Genomic DNA, 18,192 nt, shown 5'->3' with positions numbered 1-18,192 from the left:
TAGCCATATATATTGGCTTTGTTATGTACAATGACACTCTAATGTCTATCTACTCCTAACATCATGTCTAATCGCCGTAAAATTGTTGCTATTGTTGGTCTTGAGCAGTATAACGCTGGTCTCTGGAAAAAGATCAAGGGGCTTCTTTCCAGCGAAGCCGAATTAACCCAGTTGAGTGATGTTGATCTTGAAAAAAAGCATCCTGAAGCGGCCAGGGCAATTCAGGAGGCGGACTGTGTTTTCATGAGCATGATCAATTTCAAGGAGCAGATCGACTGGTTCAAGAAACAGCTTGATCAATCGAGTAACGAAAAGACCATCTTTATTTTTGAGTCCATGCCTGAAGCGATGGCATTGACCAAGGTAGGGAATTATTCGGTAGGAGATGGAAAGGCTGGCATGCCGGATATGGTTAAAAAAGTGGCGAAAATGCTGGTGAAGGGTCGTGATGAGGATGCCCTCTATGGTTATATGAAGCTCATGAAGATCATGCGCACCATTCTTCCCCTTGTGCCAAGCAAAGCCAAGGATTTCAAGAACTGGCTGATGGTTTACTCCTACTGGATGCAGCCGACAGCAGAGAATATCGCCAATATGTTCCGGCTTATTCTGCGGGAATATTTTAACGAAAAGGTTACTGTCGGGGCGATTGTTGATGTTCCGAATATGGGGATTTATCATCCTGATGCACCAGCCTATTTTACGGATGTCAAGAGCTATAAAAACTGGTTAAAAAAGCGTGGGATCAATATTGACAAGGGCCAGAAAATTGGTCTTTTATTTTTTCGTAAACACCTGCTGCAGGAAAAAACCTATATCGATAACACGATTCGCGTGCTCGAAAAACGGGGTATTCATCTGTTCCCATCCTTTGTGATGGGTGTGGAGGGACATGTTCTGGTGCGGGACTGGCTTGTCAAGGAAAATATCGATCTTCTGGTTAATATGATGGGTTTTGGCCTCGTAGGAGGCCCTGCCGGATCGACTAAGCCTGGCACGGCTGCTGAGGCGCGTCACGAAATCATGACAAAACTTGACGTCCCCTACATTGTTGCTCAGCCACTTCTGACCCAGGGATTTGAATCCTGGAAAGAGCTTGGTGTCTCTCCCATGCAGATGACCTTTACCTACGCCATTCCTGAGATGGATGGTGCGATCTGTCCGGTTATTCTTGGAGCATTGCAGGATGGCAAAATAGAGACGGTTCCTGAGCGCATTGACCGGCTTGCTGGCGTTGTCAGTCAGTGGCTTCGCTTGCGTGCAACGGCCAACAGGGATAAAAAAGTTGCGTTTATTGTCTACGATTATCCTCCCGGCCTCGGCAAAAAAGCCAGTGCGGCGCTGCTTGATGTTCCCAGAACGCTTTTGGCCGCCTTGCAACGGTTGAAAAAAGAGGGCTACAATGTTGGCCAGCTTCCCGAAACGGCTGATGCGCTCTTTACAGCCCTTGATCAGGCAACCGATCACCAGATTAAACAGCATCAGCCGGATGCCCTGAAAGTTAATTATGAGACTTTCAAAACGCTGACCTCCTCAAGGGAGCGCGAACGTATTGAGGAGCGGTGGCAGAAATTTCCTGGAGAAATTGTGCCGATCGGTGAAAACGATGTTTTTATCGGAGGCATACGGTTTGGCAATATTTTTGTCGGTGTTCAGCCACGAATTGGTGTGCAGGGCGATCCCATGCGCTTGCTTTTCGACAAGGCCAATACACCGCACCATCAGTATATCGCATTCTATCGCTGGATAAGCCGGGAGTTTCAGGCTCACGCCATGGTTCATGTAGGAATGCATGGATCGGTCGAGTGGATGCCGGGACTTCAGACAGGTCTTACCGGCGATTGTTGGCCGGATGCTCTTCTTGGAGAGGTTCCGCATATCTACATCTATCCGGTGAACAATCCCAGTGAATCCACCATTGCCAAGCGGCGCGGATTGGCTACCATGGTTTCCCATGTTGTACCACCGCTCTCTCGTGCCGGCCTCTACAAGGAGCTTCCTGCATTGAAAGAGTTGCTTGTCGATTTCCGGGAGAGAAATTTTTCAGCTTCAGCCTCAGCTTCTCCGAGTGGGGAGGTCGATGCTTCTGGTTTTGAAGAGGCCATTATGCAGAAAGCTGAACTGCTCAATCTGACCGATGATTGTCCCCGTCGTGAGAGCGAAGGGTTCACTGATTATGTCAGCAGGCTCTATATCTATATCAGCGAACTTGAAAACCGGCTGATTTCCAACTCCCTTCATGTTTTCGGTGAGGCGAGTCCTCTTGAAGCGCAGATCATCACCGTCACGGAAACCCTTAAAAACCGGGATGAAGAGGCAAAAACTCTGCCGACTCTTCTTATGAGCGCTTCGGGGAAGAATGGACACTTCAGCAGCTATGCTGAATTGACCAGTCGCTCAAGAAAGGGAGACGAAGAGGCTATCCGCCTGCGTGAGTGGGTCGATACGGCGTGCCGTGATTTTGTCCAGCAGGTGTTGTTTGACCGTAAAAATGCAGCAGGAGCCTTTTCTTCGATAACAGGAGGATCGCGCATTCCGGCTGATTATATCCCCTTTGTTGAACAGTTGATGAGGGAGGGCTCAATGCTCCTTGTTGCGCTTCGCGACAATACCGGTGAGCTTGATTCCCTGATGAAGGTACTCAATGGCCGTTATATCTCTTCCGGTCCAGGAGGTGACCTGGTGCGGGACGGTATCAATGTACTTCCTTCGGGTCGCAATATTCACTCTATCGATCCATGGAGAATTCCCTCGGTACTTGCTTTCAAGCGGGGGACGCTGATTGCTGACAGTATTGTTAAAAAGCATCTTGAGGAAAATGGTGGAGAGTATCCTGAAACCATCGCCCAGGTGCTCTGGGGTCTCGACACCATTAAAACCAAGGGTGAAGCCGTAGCCGTTGTGATCAGGTTGCTCGGGGGGGAGCCATCCTATGATGCTTTTGGTAAAATCAGTCACTACAGTTTGGTGCCGCTTGACAGGCTCCGCCGTCCACGGATTGATGTGCTCATGCAGCTCAGCCCGATTTTCCGTGATGCTTTCGGCCTTCTCATGGATCAGCTCGACCGACTTGTCAAGGATGCAGCCAAAGCTGATGAGCCTGTGGAGATGAACTATGTTAAAAAACATGTCGATGAGGCGCTTGCCTCTGGTATGGAGTTTGAGACGGCGACCGCCCGCCAGTTTACCCAGGCGCCGGGCGCTTATGGTACCTATGTTGATGATATGATTGAGGACTCGGCATGGGAATCAGAAAATGATCTTGATGACCTCTTTATCCGTCGCAACAGTAGTGCTTACGGTGGAGGCAGGAAAGGGGAGAATGAGTCGGCTATTCTGCAGAAATTGCTCGGTTCGGTTGACCGGGTTGTGCACCAGGTTGACTCTACCGAATTTGGTATCTCCGATATCGATCATTACTTCTCTTCTTCCGGTTCCCTGCAGCTTGCCGCTCGCCGCCGCAATACGAAACCAGGTGATGTCAAGCTCAACTACGTAGAATCGTTTACCTCCGACATCAAGGTTGATGATGCTGAAAAATCGCTCCGTATTGAGTACCGTTCAAAACTGCTCAACCCGAAGTGGTTTGAGGGAATGCTCAAGCATGGTCATAGCGGCGCTGGTGAAATCAGCAACCGCGTCACCTACATGCTTGGCTGGGATGCCGTAACCAAGAGCGTTGATGACTGGGTCTACAAAAAAACAGCCGAAACCTATGCGCTCGACCCTGAAATGAGGGAGCGGCTTGCAACGCTTAATCCGCAGGCGATCAAAAACATTGTCGGGCGAATGCTTGAAGCGCATGGTCGTGGCATGTGGAAAGCCGACCAGAACATGATTGATGAGTTGCAGGAGATCTACGCCGATCTCGAGGACCGCCTGGAAGGCCTGACCGACGACGAGTAACTGAATTAGGAATGAGGTTAGGGCGGGCTCATAAATTTAACAACCGGTTTCAGCCGTGGCGGTGATTATTGTTTGCCGATCCGCTTCGGCTGCAAGCCAAAGTTAGCCAGACCTTTTTTGTTGGTTGTGGTCGGGGATGTGGTTGCTTGTTCTTGATCAAGTCATGAAGCCCCTCAGTTCATCTTCATTTGGTATGAGCGACTGAAAGGGAGTTAACTTCGACTCACGTACCTCTGCAGCGATTTCTGCATCGGCAAGAAGCGTTCGAACCTCAGCCAATCGGCTTGCAGGTGCAAAGGGGCTGACAACAACTTCAGTGATCAAGGAACCGACATTGATTTCGCGACGAATCCCTTCCGGCAGCGTCGGGGGCGGCGAGTATATAGGTCGATCGTGAGGCCGATTGTCTTTGTCGTAGTGACGATTCATGTTGTCGCCGGTATCGGTCAACCAGATCATGGCTCGAACTTCTCGTTCAAGCGAATACTTTTCCCGTTTGGTGGTCATGAATTGAATGACGTTCCAGCCCGTCAGATGCTTAGTGCCGTATCTGATTAGACCGACCATTACCTTGTCATCCAGCGGATGAAGCACTTGTTTGAGGAGGTCGTATCTCGATACGATTGCAACACCATCTTTTCCATATCGCCTCCACATCATTGCCGTTTCACCGATGTCCAAGTGCCAGCAGTTCACGTAGAACGATTGACGGACTTGGGCCAGATAGCCGATTGCGTGATCGCGCTCTTGGATATCGTTCAGGTCATAAGGGTTGAGGTTCAGGGCGTGTTGAACATACTCAAAGGGAGGCAGCCCCTCGTCTTGGTCTTCGAATTTATCGGAGCGACATAAATAAAGTTGTCTATTCTGGACGAGGTCCCGCAGCTTGCAGAATTCAACGTATCGCCAAACGGGCGACTTTGGATCCGTTGGCTCTTGGTTGTCTATGAAAGTTTCTACTGACATTACTTCACCACACCAACCACACTGAAAGCAATTAACATTGGTTCATTGAACGTTTTTATTCATAATGAGTCCACATGCGATACACCTTAATGATCTTGGCCTCTTCAATAACTTCGTAGACAAGGCGATGTTGTTTGTTAATCCTTCTACTGATCAATCCCTTCATATCACCCTTTAAATATTCAAACTCAGGCGGATATTTGTAGGGATTATCCTTGATAATATTTATTAATTGAAGCACTTTTTTCTTCAAACCACTCGCCCCAAGTTTTTTTGCATCCTTTTGAGCCTGGGTCATGAAGAGTATGGTGTACATCACCACTCCAGTTTATCAAGTGTCACTCCACCTTCTTGAGGCTCTTGTTGGGCATCATGAATGCTTTGAACCATGCCGTTAATGTTTCTGAGATATTCATCATCACTAACATATTCGGATTGTTCAAGTATTTTTATCTCGTTCGTCGAGAAGTGCTCAAGTAACCAGGTGAATTTTTCGTTAACGCTATCATCAATTTTCAGTGTCACGGTTTTCATGGTATTCTCCGATATTGATTGCCGACTACCGTAGCCAGCTGATTTTATCCTGACAGAGGGTTAAGTTCAAGGATCTAAGCTATCGGTTTATAACGATCACTCTAAACCAGCCATGAACAAGCAACAAGTTCCCTTGCTCTATTGATGTATTTTCCGAAAAAGGAATACGGTAAAGGTACAGAAAGTTTCTGTAAAACAAAGAGGGGTGTGCCAGATGGAGAGGCTGGGAGCCTCTCCAAAGATGAAAATTTCTGGCTTTCTCTACATCGAAGTAGAATAATTCGGCGCTTCCTTGGTGATCTTGACATCATGCGGGTGGCTCTCCCTGAGGCCAGCCGAGGTGATGCGTACAAAACGGGTGTTGGTTTTCAGCTCCTCAATGCAGGAGACTCCGCAGTAACCCATCGCCGATTTCAATCCTCCGATAAGCTGGTACACTACCTCATCAAGCAGCCCTTTTGCCGGGATACGACCCTCAATTCCCTCGGGCACATATTTCTTCGACTCACTTGACGCGTCCTGGAAATAGCGGTCGCTGCTTCCATCAGGTTCCGACATGGCTCCGAGAGAACCCATGCCACGATAGGTTTTGAATTTCCTTCCCTCATAGAGAATCGTCTCTCCCGGACTTTCGTCGGTTCCGGCAAAAATACTTCCAATCATGACGGAATCTGCTCCTGCAGCGAGAGCTTTGGCAATATCGCCGCTGTATTTGACGCCACCATCTGCAATGATTGGTGTATTGGTTTTTGCCGCTTCCTCCGCACAGTTGATAATTGCAGTCAACTGAGGCATGCCGACACCGGCCACAATGCGGGTGGTGCAGATACTGCCAGGACCGATACCAACTTTTACGCAGTCGGCGCCAGCTTCGATAAGGTCTCTAACCGCTTCAGACGTAGCAACATTGCCAGCGATGACCTGCAGCTCAGGCCAGGATCCCTTGATGCTCTTGACCATTTCAAGCACAGCCCTGCTGTGACCGTGAGCGGTATCAACCGCAACTACATCGACACCCGCATCAACCAGGGCTCTGACCCTTTCAGGTGTATTGGCACTGATACCAACAGCAGCGCCTACCCTCAAGTGCCCCTGATTGTCTTTGCACGCATTGGGGAACTGTTTCCGTTGCTGAATATCCTTGAAGGTAATCAACCCTTTAAGGTTTCCGTCACTATCGGTAATGAGCAGTTTTTCGATCTTGTTGGAAAGCAGAATTTCTTCGGCTTTTTGAAGATCAACATCCTCACGAGCGGTAATGAGGTTCTTGCTGGTCATGATGTTTCTGATTTTTGCATCGGGCTCCGGTTTGATGCGAAGATCCCTGTTGGTGACGATGCCTTTAAGTTTTCTGTCTGAGCTGCCTTCACATTCCGGGCGTGCGATGACCGGGATGCCTGAAATGGAGTGGCGAAGCATGAGATCAAGTGCATCCTGCATTGTGGCATCTTCATACAGGGTAAACGGATTACGGATGATACCGCTTTCATATCGTTTAACTTTGGCGACTTCACGTGCCTGCGTCTCAATAGTCAGGTTCTTGTGGATAATACCGATACCACCAGCACGAGCCAGGGCAATAGCAAGCCCCGATTCTGTCACTGTGTCCATTGCTGCACTTACCAGCGGTATCTTAAGTGTAATAGTCTTGGTGAGTCGGCTTTCAGTTGTTGTTTCCTTTGGAAGAATACAGGAGTAAGCCGGGATAAGAAGAACATCGTCAAACGTCAGTGCTTCATAGAGAATCTTCTTCATGGGCATGGGCAGGATTAAGGGATTGCTGCAAAATCAATTTTGCCAATTTACAAAAAGTGAGCAAAGAATGACAATGTTAATCACTATTAACAACCCTGTGATAAACAGGCGGTAAGGAGGAGCAAGGTTGATAACGCAATGGGTTAAAAAGCCCATCAGAAAGAGAATAGTTTTGAAAATTAAAAATAGAATGTAAATTACAGGCCATTTATTATCGGGGAGAGGTCGCATAGTTGGTCTAGTGCGCTCGCCTGGAAAGCGGGTAGGGTGTTACAGCCCTCGAGGGTTCGAATCCCTCCCTCTCCGCCAGGAAAATTGCTGAATAATTTGTAAACCTTTTTTTTTGAAAGTTTTCGAAAGGATTTACTATCTTCAGTCCTGTTCTTTTCGCAGATAATGGAGGATTTGCCTAATTGGTAAGGCAGCAGTCTTGAAAACTGCCGGGTTCACGCCCATGGGGGTTCGAGTCCCTCATCCTCCGCAGCATCACCCTGGAGAGGTGGCCGAGCGGCTGAAGGCACCGGTTTGCTAAACCGACATAGTTCTTATAGGGCTATCGAGGGTTCGAATCCCTCCCTCTCCGCATCAAACCCCGCTTAAGCGGGGTTTGTGCATTTTGCTATCTGACTTCCGTTGCGGGACGGCACTGAAATTGGGACACTATGAAGAATCTTTCTGACATCGTGGTGCTTTTTGTTGATGATGAAGCTGATATTCTCAGTTCTTTAAACCGTTTTCTTCGTAAAGAGCCTTACCAGAAATTCTTCGCAGAAACCACAGTAAAAGCTCTTGAGTTGCTTGAATGCCATGATGTTGCTATTGTTATTTCAGATTTCAATATGCCGGACATGAACGGCCTGGAACTCATAAACCTGGTCAAACAGCGTCATCCTGAAATTGTTCCCCTTATTATTTCCGGTCATGAAAGTGTTGGGAAGATTATAGAATCCTCTCATCCCCGCACTATTTTTCGTTTCATCACAAAACCGGTTGAACCGATAACGTTAAGAAAGGTTATCAATGACGCTATTCACTTCTACCGTTATGAGGCCGGAGAGAATACAGAGTCCCTGCTGACAAAAACTGTGTGAGGTATTTTAGGGACTCAGTTTGTGGGTGTAAGGCAGCAGAGCATTCCATGCCGGAGGTGGTGGGGGTGAGCAGTGGCTTCAAAACGGATAAAAATTGAGAATCTGTGCGGAAGAGCCTTATTTTATGGTGCTCGTCACTTATATTCATAGCGATGTTCGAGGCTGAATTTGCAGGTTCTTCATGGAGGTTCACTCTCCATAAGTGGTCTGCTTAACAGCTTGTTCCCATAAAACAGATTAAATATGATGGGCAGGAGAGTGCTTCTCTGTTTTGGTTTACAGAGTATTGATGCCCTTTTAACATTAAAGACAGTATGATTTTACCGATCAATATCTATAGTGACGATATTCTTCGATTGAAAGCAAAGCCACTGAAGGGCGTTGACAGTGCAATTGAAGAGCTGATAGCCTCCATGTTCGAGTCAATGCGTAATGCTTCGGGTATTGGTTTGGCTGCGCCCCAGGTCGGGCGGTCGATTCGATTGCTGGTGCTTGACGTCTCATGTGTGAGCAAGTGTGAGCATGAAAAACCGATGGTGGTGATTAATCCTCATATTCTTTCGGTCAGGGGCCACAATGATATGGAAGAGGGCTGCCTGAGTGTTCCTGGTGTTCAGGGCTATGTTGTCCGCCCGGCGGCGATTACTCTGAAATATCGTGACGAGCATTTTGCAGAGCGGACTGGTGAGTTTTCCGGTATGGTTGCCAGAGTGATTCAGCATGAGATTGATCATCTTGACGGGACTCTTTTTGTCGACAGGATGGAGAAACGAGATCGTAAAAAGATCCAGAAAGAGCTTACTGCTTTGGCTTCAGGAATTGTTGATACAGAGTACCCTGTTGTTGAACGTGAAGTTGTTCCGATAGCAAAACCCACATGAGTATTATGACGCGGATTATTTTTATGGGGACGCCGGAATTTGCTGTTCCCTCGTTGCAGGCTCTTGCGGCTGAGAAGGACACGTTTGAGATTGTGCTTGTTGTTACCGGATCGGACAAGCCGCGCCGCAGCAAACATGCTGATGCGGAGCCCTCTCCGGTCAAAGTGGCCGCTCGGGCTCTTGCGCTTCCGGTTTATGAGGTTGATGATGTCACCCATCCGGATTTTGCGGATACGGTTGCCTCATGCAAGGCAGATGTCATTGTTGTGGCCGCTTTTCGCATTCTGCCTCCTGCGATCTATGAGCAGGCCGCTCTCGGTGCCTTTAACCTTCACGCCTCACTGCTCCCGGCATATCGGGGTGCTGCGCCCATCAATTGGTCCATAATCAGGGGAGAGCGCGAAACCGGTGTTACGACATTCTTTTTGCAGCAGCGTGTCGATACGGGCAATATTATTTTGCAGGAAAGAACGCCAATAGCGCCCAATGAAAATGCGACCGATCTTGCCAGCCGCCTCGCCTTGATTGGCGCGCAAGTTGTTGTTGATACCGTGCATCTGATTGCTTCCCGCAGTGTAGTGGTATCAGGCCAGGATGAAGCACTCGCTTCAAGAGCGCCCAAGCTCACTCGTGACAATACGCGCATTTGCTGGTCGCAGCCTGTTGCAGATATGCATAATTTTATCAGGGGTCTTGCCCTGAAGCCTGCGGCATGGACTACCTTCAAGGGTAAAACCATGAAGATATTCCGGGCCGTTCCGGCAGAGCTCTCACTTGAAACCCTCTGCACAGCATCTCCTGGCACGCTTTATGTCGATCAGGGGAGGCTCTGTGCAAAAGGCTCCGATGGCTGGATTGAGCTGCTCTCGCTGCAGCTTGAAGGGCGCAAGCCAATGGAGGCTGCTGAATTTCTCAGAGGTTTTCGCCCCGATGCCGGGCCATTGCTTCTCCAGTAGTGAGTCGGGAGATGTCACAATCGTATTAATTGATTATATTGGCTCACCTTGAATTTATAACCAGCATCAAACGCTTATTTTATGGCATTGTCCAGTACAGAAGTCAACCGTATCAGGAACTTCTGCATCATCGCACATATCGATCACGGAAAATCAACCCTTGCTGACCGTCTGCTGGAAATAACGCATACGCTTGACCGCACCCAGATGGCTTCTGCACAGGTGCTTGATGATATGGATCTGGAGCGTGAGCGTGGTATAACCATAAAAAGTCATGCCATCCAGATGAAATACAGGGCCTCCGATGGCCTTGAGTATACTCTGAACCTTATTGACACCCCGGGGCATGTTGATTTCAGCTATGAGGTATCACGTTCTCTTGCTGCCTGCGAAGGCGCTCTTCTTATTGTTGATGCCACTCAGGGAGTAGAGGCCCAGACCATTGCCAACCTCTATCTCGCCCTTGATGCCGGCCTTGATATTATTCCGGTTATCAATAAAATTGATCTCCCCTCATCTGATGTTGAGGGTGTGGCTCGTCAGGTTATGGATCTGATTGGGATTAAACGCGAGGAAATTCTCCAGGTATCGGCCAAAGCCGGTATCGGGGTGCCAGAACTTATTGAGGCGATTGTCCAGCGTATCCCGGCCCCTGCCGATAACAATCACCTGCCGTTGCGGGCGTTGATTTTTGACTCGGTTTTTGATTCCTATCGTGGCGCGGTTATCTATCTCCGTATTGTTGAGGGATCGCTCAAAAAGGGTGACAGAGTAAAATTTTTTGCGAGCAACAAGATCTTTTTTGCTGAAGAGATTGGCACCATGAGTATGAAACGGCAGCCGAAATCTTTGCTTGAATCCGGAGATGTCGGCTATTTGATCTGCTCCATCAAGGATGTCAAGGATGCCAAGGTTGGCGATACGGTCACGCTTGCCGACAATCCTGCACACGAGCGTCTTTCGGGTTACAAGGAGGTCAAGCCGATGGTCTTCAGCGGTCTCTATCCGATTAACTCGAACGAATTTGAGGATCTTCGCGAGTCGCTCGAAAAACTTGCCCTGAATGACGCATCGCTGCTCTATACGCCTGAAACCTCCGTTGCCCTCGGTTTCGGGTTCAGATGCGGATTTCTTGGCTTGCTCCATATGGAGATCATTCAGGAACGTCTCGAGCGAGAGTATGGGGTCAATATCATTACCACAGTTCCCAACGTTGAGTACCGGGTTGTCATGACCAACGGTGAGGTTGTCATTGTTGACAATCCCTCCAAGATGCCCGATACCGGACGCATAAACCTCGTTGAAGAGCCCTATGTAACCATGCAGATCATTACACTTGCCGACTATATCGGCAATATCATGAAGCTTGGCATGGAGCGTCGCGGCGAGTACAAGAACACCGATTATCTCGACACGACAAGAGTGATCATGCATTTTGAGTTTCCGCTTGCCGAAATTGTTTTTGATTTTCATGATCGCCTTAAATCAATTTCGAAAGGCTATGCCTCGATGGATTACGAGTACATTGGCTACCGTGATTCTGATTTGGTCAAGCTTGATGTGTTGCTGAACGGCGAAACGGTCGATGCGCTCTCGATCGTTGTCCATCGTTCTAAAGCCTATGACTGGGGAAAGAAGCTTTGCCTGAAACTGAAAGGGATTATTCCCAAACAGATGTATGAAGTTGCCATACAGGCGGCAATCGGCAGCAAGGTGATATCGCGCGAAACCATATCGGCGATGCGCAAAAATGTTCTGGCCAAGTGTTATGGTGGCGACATCAGCCGAAAGCGCAAGCTTCTTGAAAAACAGAAAGAGGGCAAAAAGAGGATGAAACAGGTTGGGAGGGTAGAGGTTCCTCAGGAGGCTTTCCTTGCCTTGCTCAATATTGACGAATAGACAAGAGAGTTTATCTGGTGGATAGAATTTTCATTAATAGTCAAAACGATCTGATCATTGAATACTCAGAAAGGTAAGCCGGAAAAAAAACATTCACGGGAGTGGTTTGAAGCTCTGGTTATTGCTGCGATATTTGCGACCGTTCTTCGTGTTTTTGTTGTTGAATCTTACCGTATTCCAACGGGCTCCATGGAGAATACGCTGCTTGCAGGGGATTTTCTTTTTGTGAACAAATATGTCTATGGGCCAAAAGTGCCCTTTACCGATATACGGCTTCCTGGAGTTGACAAGGTGGAACGAGGCGATATTATTGTTTTCAAGTTTCCCAAAGATCGTTCACTGAACTATATCAAGCGATGTGTTGCCATCAGTGGTGATACCCTTGAGATTCATGACCAGCAACTTTCGATCAACAGAAAACCGGTTCCTCTTCCGGAACATGGACAGTTTATCGGAGTCAAGGCTCCTGCAGGAGAGGGTGATTATATGATTTTTCCACAGTCATCAACCTTCAACAAGGATAACTACGGCCCGATACGCATTCCCCGCAAGGGAGATGTCGTGCAACTGACAGCGGCAACCTATCCGCTTTACAGTTCGCTTGTTGCCGATGAAGGACATGATGTGAGTCTGCAGGGCAGGGAGGTCTTTGTTGACGGTTCTCCAGCTCAGAAGTATACCGTTCAGGACAACTACTATTTTGCAATGGGTGATAATCGCGACAATAGTCTCGACAGTCGTTTCTGGGGCTTTTTATCGGAAAAGGATCTTGTCGGTCAGGCGTTGGTGGTTTATTGGTCATGGGACCCGGATCTTTCATTGCTTACAGATCCCATCGGTAAAGTTAGCTCAATACGATGGACGCGTCCAGGGTTGCTCATTCATTGAATGAGATGCTCGGCAGCAAGAATTTTATCGCAGAGCATTTTCGTTGATGACAATCGTTTTTTGCGGCTGAAAAGAAGTTTTTCAACCTCCGGGGACTCTATTTCGAGTTTTTTGATGGTAATCGGATGATTGGTGATTTGCCGTTTTTTTCCGGTTTGAATGATGGGGGTGAATTCAATCTGATTGAGTGTGATCGAGTCGAGCACCAGGCCGGATTTCAGTGATTTGATGCTGATCTGCAAGGTGTTGCCGCTTGCCTGGTTTACCGCTTGTGAAAGGTTCTTTTTGAAATCAGCATTCAGGTAGATATTGGTGGAAAGATAGATCAGAAAATATGCCGCAGGGAAAAGCATACCGGGAGAGAGCATGAGAGCTTTCAGCCAGTTGATAACGAATATTTTTTCAGGAAATCGGCACACCATTGTAACTACCCGGTTTTGTCCGCTTCCGTAGTGTTATTATCGGACTTTCCTTTACGATACAAAATATTTTTCTTTATTGCACAGTACAGCTAACAAGGTAAACAATAACCAATTCAGCTCACTGCTTTTATGCCAGAAAATCAAAGGCATGCTCCCTATTGTCTCAAGCCGCTGTTCAAGGAGGTTCATGCCGACACCGAGACGCCGGTTTCAGTTTATCTGAAACTGCAGCGCCCTTTTTCATGCCTTCTTGAATCGGTAGAGGGTGAAGAGCTTCTTGCCCGCTTTTCCTATATAGCTATTGACCCGGTCGCTATCCTCAGAGGTTTTGTGGATGGTCCAACGGATATTGAGATTCTTGATGAAAAATTCAGTGCTCTCCGTGAAATTGGTCGTTCAGAGACAAATCTACGCCTGCAGATTGATCACCTGCTTGCCGCGTTTGAAACCAGAGAGATACCAAGAAAAAAGAATGGTACACCCCAAATGATTACCTCGGGTGTTTTTGGCTATTTCGGTTATGATGCCATGCACCTTGTTGAAAAGATTCCAATGCCAGAGCGTCCGGATCCGGCAGGGTTGCCCGATATTTTTCTGCTTTTCTGTGATACACTTGTGGTTTTTGATAATATTATGCGCAAGGTCTTCATTGTCTCCAACTACCTTGACGAGATTGACAAACCTCTCGCATTGCAGAAAATAGAGCTGATCGCTGAACAGATGTTCCGACCACTTCGGCGTGAAGAGATAACCTTTGGGGCTGAGCGGCCGGAACCAGTACTCTCCAATACGACAAGAGATGAGTACCTGCAGAAGGTAGGGAAAGCGAAAGAGTACATTGTGGCAGGAGATATTTTTCAGGTACAGATTTCACAGCGTCTCCGTCGTCCTCTCCATACCCGCTCTTTTGATGTTTACCGGATGCTGAGAACCATCAATCCCTCTCCATATCTCTATTACTTTGATATGGAGGAGTTCAAAATTGTCGGTTCATCGCCCGAATTGCTGGTAAAGGTTGAGCGCGACAGCTATGGCCGTCGTATCGTCGATACCCGTCCTATTGCAGGCACAAGACACCGGGGCAGTACATTTGAAGAGGATGAACGCAACGCCCGTGAACTGCTGGCCGATGAAAAAGAGCTTGCGGAGCATTTGATGCTCATCGATTTGAGCCGGAACGATATCGGCAGAATTGCTAAAATCGGTACAGTCGAGACCAATGAGATGATGGTTATTGAAAAATATTCGCATGTCATGCATATTGTCAGTAACGTTCGTGGAGAGCTTCGTGATGAACTTGGCGCTATGGATGCTTTCTGGTCCTGTTTTCCGGCAGGTACTCTTACAGGCGCACCCAAGGTTCGTGCCATGGAGATCATTTATGAACTCGAAAAGGAAAAACGGGGTCTGTATGGTGGCGCAGTCGGATTTCTTGATTTCAAGGGTAATCTCACGACGGCGATTGCTATCCGGACAATGGTGGTTGAAGACAATACCATCTATTTTCAGGCGGCTGGCGGGATTGTCGCCGATTCAAAACCCGAATCCGAATATGAAGAGACTATGAATAAAATGAAGGCAGGTTTAACCGCTGTTGAACATATCGAAGCTTTATCAGAACCATAAAACAGAACCATAACAAAAAAACCTTACAGAACCGATGAGCAAGAAACGAGCAATAATGAAATACCTGCTTCTTGTTTTTGCGGGTATTGCCGTAGGCGCACTTGTCTTTTCGAATGTTGAGTTTAGCCTCTCTTCCAGGGGGTTGAGCTTTTCAAACAGTCCAAGTTTTGCTACGGCAAAAAACAATATTGAGAATTATCCCATCCAGTCACTCAAAGGCTTTAACGAGGCATTTGTGCAGATTGCCGAGTCGGCAACCCCTTCAGTAGTGACGATTTTCACTGAAAAAACGGTAAACCAGCGGATTGGCTCCCCGTTTGGTTTTTGGGGAAGGCCTTTCTTTGATGATTTTTTTGATATGCCGGAGATTGCCCCTCGCAACGGCCAGAAAAAAGTATTGCAGGGCATCGGATCGGGAGTCGTCGTAACGGCTGACGGTTATATTCTGACCAACAATCATGTGATCGATAATGCCGATGCCGTCTATATCCGCACCTTCGATAACAAGAAGATTGATGCCAAAGTAATAGGAAAAGATTCCAAAACCGATCTTGCTGTTATCAAGGTCAATGCAAAAAATCTGAAACCAATCCTGATTGGCGACAGTGACAAACTCAGGGTTGGCGAATGGGTCATTGCCATAGGAAGTCCACTTGGTGAAAATTTTGCACGAACGGTTACTCAGGGTATCGTCAGTGCCAAAGGACGGGCCAATGTCGGGCTGGCCGATTATGAAGACTTCATACAGACTGATGCGGCCATCAATCCGGGAAATTCCGGAGGCCCTCTTGTCAACATCAACGGCGAGCTTGTCGGCATCAATACGGCTATAGCAAGTCGAACCGGTGGATTTGATGGTATAGGATTTGCCGTTCCGTCAAACATGGCCCAAAAAGTAATGACCGCACTCATTACTACCGGAAAAGTTACCCGAGGTTATCTTGGCGTCAGTATCCAGGATATTGATGAAAATATTGCAAAAGCAATGCACCTTAAGGCTGGAGAAGGGGCGCTTGTAGGAACGGTTGTCGAGGGTGGACCTGCGGCAAAGATTGGTATCAAAACCGGCGATGTTATCCTTGATATCAACGATCAAAAGGTTACAGGCAGTATTGAACTGCGTAATGCCATCTCCAGTCAGTTACCCGGATCGATGGTCAAGTTTCGGGTGCTCAGGAACGGAACGATCATGCTTTTTCAGGCCCGTCTTGAAGAACAGCCCGCCAGGGGTGTGGCTTCAGCCATGACAGAAGAACAGGAAAAAATTCCTGCGGTACTCGGTTTTAAGGCCGAGGAGCTTACAGCAAGGCTGGCACAGAAATTGAACCTGGTGCCCGGCTCTGGCAAGGTTGTACTTACAGCTCTTGATCCTGCATCCAATGCCTACCTTGCCGGATTGCGCGTCGGCGATATTATACTTACCCTCAACCGTCAGAGTGTGAACTCGTTTGCCGGGTATAGTGCTCTTATCAAAAACATCAAAAGCGGAGATCTTCTTTTTCTGCTGGTAGAAAGGAAGGGCAATAAAATATATTTTGCGTTTAATGTGTAAACTTGTTTTGCCTGAAAGATTAAGAGTTGTACATTGCTTTGGAGTAAAGTCAGTGGTGAGCAACTGACTTTACTTTTTTTTGTTTATCAATCCTGTCCGTTTGCCCCGGCGAATTGCGCTTATGGAGTTATTTTCTTTTTTTTCAACAAAAACAGCAACCAGAGATGACTGACAGAATTTACCTGACAAGTGATGGGTATAACCGGCTGAAAGAGGAATTATACGTGCTGGTTCATCAAACCAGAAGGGAAGTTCTGGAAAAAATTGCTGAAGCGAGGGCTCATGGTGATCTCAGCGAGAACGCAGAGTATGATGCGGCCCGAGAAGAGCAGTCTCATACCGAAGCGCGTATTGCAGATCTTGAAAACAAACTGGCATCGGCAACGATTCTTGACCCAAAACAGATCAAGACCGACAAGGTTTATATTCTTACTTCCGTAAAGTTGAAAAATCTTGATACTCCTGATGAAATCATCGAATATACGCTGGTATCATCAGAAGAGGCCGACACCGATTCAGGCAAAATCTCTGTCCGATCCCCGGTAGGAAGAGCATTGATCGGAAAAGCTGTAGGCGAAAAAGTTCAGATAGTCGTCCCCAAAGGTGAACTTCACTATGAGATATTAGAGATTTTTGTTAAATAGGGCCAACCAAAAACCAGTTAAATCAGCTCTCCCATGGGGAAACGTCAAATCATTTATCGTCAGGACAGGATCGGGGGAAATCAGGATCTGTTGAATCGCGAAGTCAACCTGGTCACCAACGAAGCGAGAGTGTGGCACGGCACAATCACTACTGTCGGCAGCAGCGAAGTGGAACTCAAGGATGCCCGTTCAGGAAAGCACCGCTTTGCCATTAATCAGATCGATCAGATATACTGTGAAATAAAAACGGATTATTAAAAAAGAAGATATGCGCAGAAAAATTGTAGTTGGGAACTGGAAAATGAACAACAGTGTTGCCGAATCGGTGCAGCTTGCAACGGATGTGCTTGCAGCACTTGGTGAGGGTTTTTCGGGCTGTGAGGTTGGTATAGCGCCGACCTATCTTGCCCTTGATGCTACAGAAAAGGTGATTGCAGAGAGTGAAGTTCAGCTTGTTGCCCAGAACTGCCATTATGAAAATGATGGCGCATTTACCGGAGAGGTATCGGCCAGAATGATCCTTGCTGTTGGCTGTTCTTCCGTTATTATCGGCCATTCCGAGCGTCGTCAGTATTTCGGCGAAACAAATGCTACGGTAAATCTCAGGATAAAAAAGGCCTTGTCGGAAGGGCTGAACGTTATCCTCTGTGTTGGTGAAACACTTGCAGAACGCGAATCAGGCGTCATGGAAACTGTTATCTCTTCACAGGTCAGGGAAGGGCTCGACGGTATCATCGATATCAGTGCCATTGTCATTGCCTATGAGCCAGTCTGGGCTATTGGTACCGGAAAAACAGCAAGTTCAGCACAGGCTGAAGAGGTGCATCTCTTTATTCGCACACTTGTCACTGGACTTTATGGTCAGACAGCCTCAGAGAAAGTTCGTATCCAGTATGGTGGAAGTGTCAAGCCTTCAAATGCGGCCGAACTCTTTGCCATGCCGAACATCGATGGTGGTTTGATTGGAGGAGCGAGCCTCAATGCAGATGATTTTGCCGCAATCGTTAAAGCTGCTTCCGTTTAACTTATTTGTATGTGATCAATTGACAGTGGCGTTTACTGTCACTGTCAA

16 protein-coding genes and 3 tRNA genes are annotated in these 18,192 nt (G+C 47.5%); 14 read left to right on the top strand and 5 right to left on the bottom strand.

The window, feature by feature from the left end:
• Window positions 1–63: 63 nt before the first annotated feature.
• A complete protein-coding gene (gene bchH, locus PPHA_RS08890) occupies window positions 64–3,906 on the top strand; it encodes a magnesium chelatase subunit H (RefSeq protein WP_012508513.1) in 3,843 nt (1,280 codons plus the stop codon).
• 156 nt (window positions 3,907–4,062) lie between these two features.
• Here bchH and PPHA_RS15600 read toward each other — a convergent pair whose 3' ends face one another.
• The 4 genes from PPHA_RS15600 to guaB form a co-directional block, all read right to left on the bottom strand.
• Complete coding sequence (locus PPHA_RS15600; protein ID WP_150085643.1) at window positions 4,063–4,587, bottom strand: hypothetical protein; 525 nt, start codon at window positions 4,585–4,587, stop codon at window positions 4,063–4,065.
• Between the two features lie 340 nt (window positions 4,588–4,927).
• Window positions 4,928–5,188 carry a Txe/YoeB family addiction module toxin gene (locus PPHA_RS08880; protein WP_012508511.1) on the bottom strand — a complete coding sequence of 87 codons (261 nt, stop codon included), beginning with the start codon at window positions 5,186–5,188 and terminating at the stop codon, window positions 4,928–4,930.
• A complete protein-coding gene (locus PPHA_RS08875; RefSeq protein ID WP_012508510.1) occupies window positions 5,188–5,406 on the bottom strand; it encodes a hypothetical protein in 219 nt (72 codons plus the stop codon). The genes PPHA_RS08880 and PPHA_RS08875 overlap by 1 nt, the downstream gene beginning before the upstream one ends.
• Window positions 5,407–5,667: 261 nt before the next feature.
• Window positions 5,668–7,161, bottom strand: a complete 1,494-nt coding sequence (guaB, locus tag PPHA_RS08870) for an IMP dehydrogenase (RefSeq protein ID WP_041526802.1) — start codon at window positions 7,159–7,161, stop codon at window positions 5,668–5,670.
• A 218-nt stretch (window positions 7,162–7,379) separates the two neighbouring features.
• On the opposite strand from guaB, the gene PPHA_RS08865 reads away from it, so the two are divergent.
• From PPHA_RS08865 to lepB, 8 genes are all read left to right on the top strand, one after another.
• A tRNA-Ser gene (locus PPHA_RS08865) sits at window positions 7,380–7,470 on the top strand.
• An 89-nt stretch (window positions 7,471–7,559) separates the two neighbouring features.
• A tRNA-Ser gene (locus tag PPHA_RS08860) sits at window positions 7,560–7,642 on the top strand.
• A 12-nt stretch (window positions 7,643–7,654) separates the two neighbouring features.
• Window positions 7,655–7,744: transfer RNA gene (locus PPHA_RS08855), tRNA-Ser, on the top strand.
• 79 nt (window positions 7,745–7,823) lie between these two features.
• Window positions 7,824–8,252, top strand: a complete 429-nt coding sequence (locus tag PPHA_RS08850) for a response regulator (RefSeq protein WP_012508508.1) — start codon at window positions 7,824–7,826, stop codon at window positions 8,250–8,252.
• Between the two features lie 314 nt (window positions 8,253–8,566).
• Window positions 8,567–9,133, top strand: coding sequence for a peptide deformylase (gene def / locus PPHA_RS08845; RefSeq protein ID WP_012508507.1), 567 nt, complete (start codon window positions 8,567–8,569; stop codon window positions 9,131–9,133).
• Entirely contained in the window at window positions 9,130–10,089 is a 960-nt protein-coding gene (gene fmt / locus PPHA_RS08840; protein ID WP_012508506.1) for a methionyl-tRNA formyltransferase, read from the top strand. The genes def and fmt overlap by 4 nt, the downstream gene beginning before the upstream one ends.
• Before the next feature lie 81 nt (window positions 10,090–10,170).
• Window positions 10,171–11,988 carry a translation elongation factor 4 gene (lepA, locus tag PPHA_RS08835; RefSeq protein ID WP_012508505.1) on the top strand — a complete coding sequence of 606 codons (1,818 nt, stop codon included), beginning with the start codon at window positions 10,171–10,173 and terminating at the stop codon, window positions 11,986–11,988.
• A gap of 57 nt (window positions 11,989–12,045) precedes the next feature.
• Window positions 12,046–12,876 (top strand): signal peptidase I, encoded by an 831-nt coding sequence (gene lepB, locus PPHA_RS08830; protein ID WP_012508504.1) that lies wholly within the window; start codon window positions 12,046–12,048, stop codon window positions 12,874–12,876.
• Here the strand turns inward: lepB and PPHA_RS08825 are convergent.
• Window positions 12,870–13,298, bottom strand: coding sequence for a hypothetical protein (locus PPHA_RS08825; RefSeq protein WP_012508503.1), 429 nt, complete (start codon window positions 13,296–13,298; stop codon window positions 12,870–12,872). The genes lepB and PPHA_RS08825 overlap by 7 nt on opposite strands.
• A gap of 129 nt (window positions 13,299–13,427) precedes the next feature.
• On the opposite strand from PPHA_RS08825, the gene trpE reads away from it, so the two are divergent.
• From trpE to tpiA, 5 genes are all read left to right on the top strand, one after another.
• Window positions 13,428–14,924: an anthranilate synthase component I gene (gene trpE, locus PPHA_RS08820; protein ID WP_012508502.1), complete on the top strand. Its 1,497-nt coding sequence runs from the start codon at window positions 13,428–13,430 to the stop codon at window positions 14,922–14,924.
• Between the two features lie 34 nt (window positions 14,925–14,958).
• On the top strand, window positions 14,959–16,476 hold the full coding sequence (locus tag PPHA_RS08815) for a DegQ family serine endoprotease (protein WP_041526499.1): 1,518 nt from the start codon (window positions 14,959–14,961) through the stop codon (window positions 16,474–16,476).
• A 164-nt stretch (window positions 16,477–16,640) separates the two neighbouring features.
• Window positions 16,641–17,120, top strand: a complete 480-nt coding sequence (greA, locus tag PPHA_RS08810; RefSeq protein WP_012508500.1) for a transcription elongation factor GreA — start codon at window positions 16,641–16,643, stop codon at window positions 17,118–17,120.
• A 33-nt stretch (window positions 17,121–17,153) separates the two neighbouring features.
• Entirely contained in the window at window positions 17,154–17,378 is a 225-nt protein-coding gene (locus PPHA_RS08805; protein ID WP_012508499.1) for a hypothetical protein, read from the top strand.
• Between the two features lie 10 nt (window positions 17,379–17,388).
• Entirely contained in the window at window positions 17,389–18,144 is a 756-nt protein-coding gene (gene tpiA, locus PPHA_RS08800; RefSeq protein WP_012508498.1) for a triose-phosphate isomerase, read from the top strand.
• The last annotated feature ends 48 nt before the right edge of the window (window positions 18,145–18,192 follow it).

It is taken from the genome of Pelodictyon phaeoclathratiforme BU-1, from assembly GCF_000020645.1.
GTDB lineage: Bacteria > Bacteroidota > Chlorobiia > Chlorobiales > Chlorobiaceae > Chlorobium > Chlorobium phaeoclathratiforme.
This window is presented reverse-complemented; position numbering and strand designations above follow the sequence as displayed.

Bases quoted from the DNA above. Each gene is read 5' to 3' on its own strand.
- bchH (WP_012508513.1), top strand. From the start codon at position 64: ATGTCTAATCGCCGTAAAATTGTTGCTATTGTTGGTCTTGAGCAGTAT.
- PPHA_RS08880 (WP_012508511.1), bottom strand. From the start codon at position 5,188: ATGTACACCATACTCTTCATGACCCAGGCTCAAAAGGATGCAAAAAAA.
- PPHA_RS08875 (WP_012508510.1), bottom strand. From the start codon at position 5,406: ATGAAAACCGTGACACTGAAAATTGATGATAGCGTTAACGAAAAATTC.
- guaB (WP_041526802.1), bottom strand. From the start codon at position 7,161: ATGAAGAAGATTCTCTATGAAGCACTGACGTTTGACGATGTTCTTCTT.
- PPHA_RS08850 (WP_012508508.1), top strand. From the start codon at position 7,824: ATGAAGAATCTTTCTGACATCGTGGTGCTTTTTGTTGATGATGAAGCT.
- def (WP_012508507.1), top strand. From the start codon at position 8,567: ATGATTTTACCGATCAATATCTATAGTGACGATATTCTTCGATTGAAA.
- fmt (WP_012508506.1), top strand. From the start codon at position 9,130: ATGAGTATTATGACGCGGATTATTTTTATGGGGACGCCGGAATTTGCT.
- lepA (WP_012508505.1), top strand. From the start codon at position 10,171: ATGGCATTGTCCAGTACAGAAGTCAACCGTATCAGGAACTTCTGCATC.
- PPHA_RS08825 (WP_012508503.1), bottom strand. From the start codon at position 13,298: ATGGTGTGCCGATTTCCTGAAAAAATATTCGTTATCAACTGGCTGAAA.
- trpE (WP_012508502.1), top strand. From the start codon at position 13,428: ATGCCAGAAAATCAAAGGCATGCTCCCTATTGTCTCAAGCCGCTGTTC.
- PPHA_RS08815 (WP_041526499.1), top strand. From the start codon at position 14,959: ATGAGCAAGAAACGAGCAATAATGAAATACCTGCTTCTTGTTTTTGCG.
- greA (WP_012508500.1), top strand. From the start codon at position 16,641: ATGACTGACAGAATTTACCTGACAAGTGATGGGTATAACCGGCTGAAA.
- PPHA_RS08805 (WP_012508499.1), top strand. From the start codon at position 17,154: ATGGGGAAACGTCAAATCATTTATCGTCAGGACAGGATCGGGGGAAAT.
- tpiA (WP_012508498.1), top strand. From the start codon at position 17,389: ATGCGCAGAAAAATTGTAGTTGGGAACTGGAAAATGAACAACAGTGTT.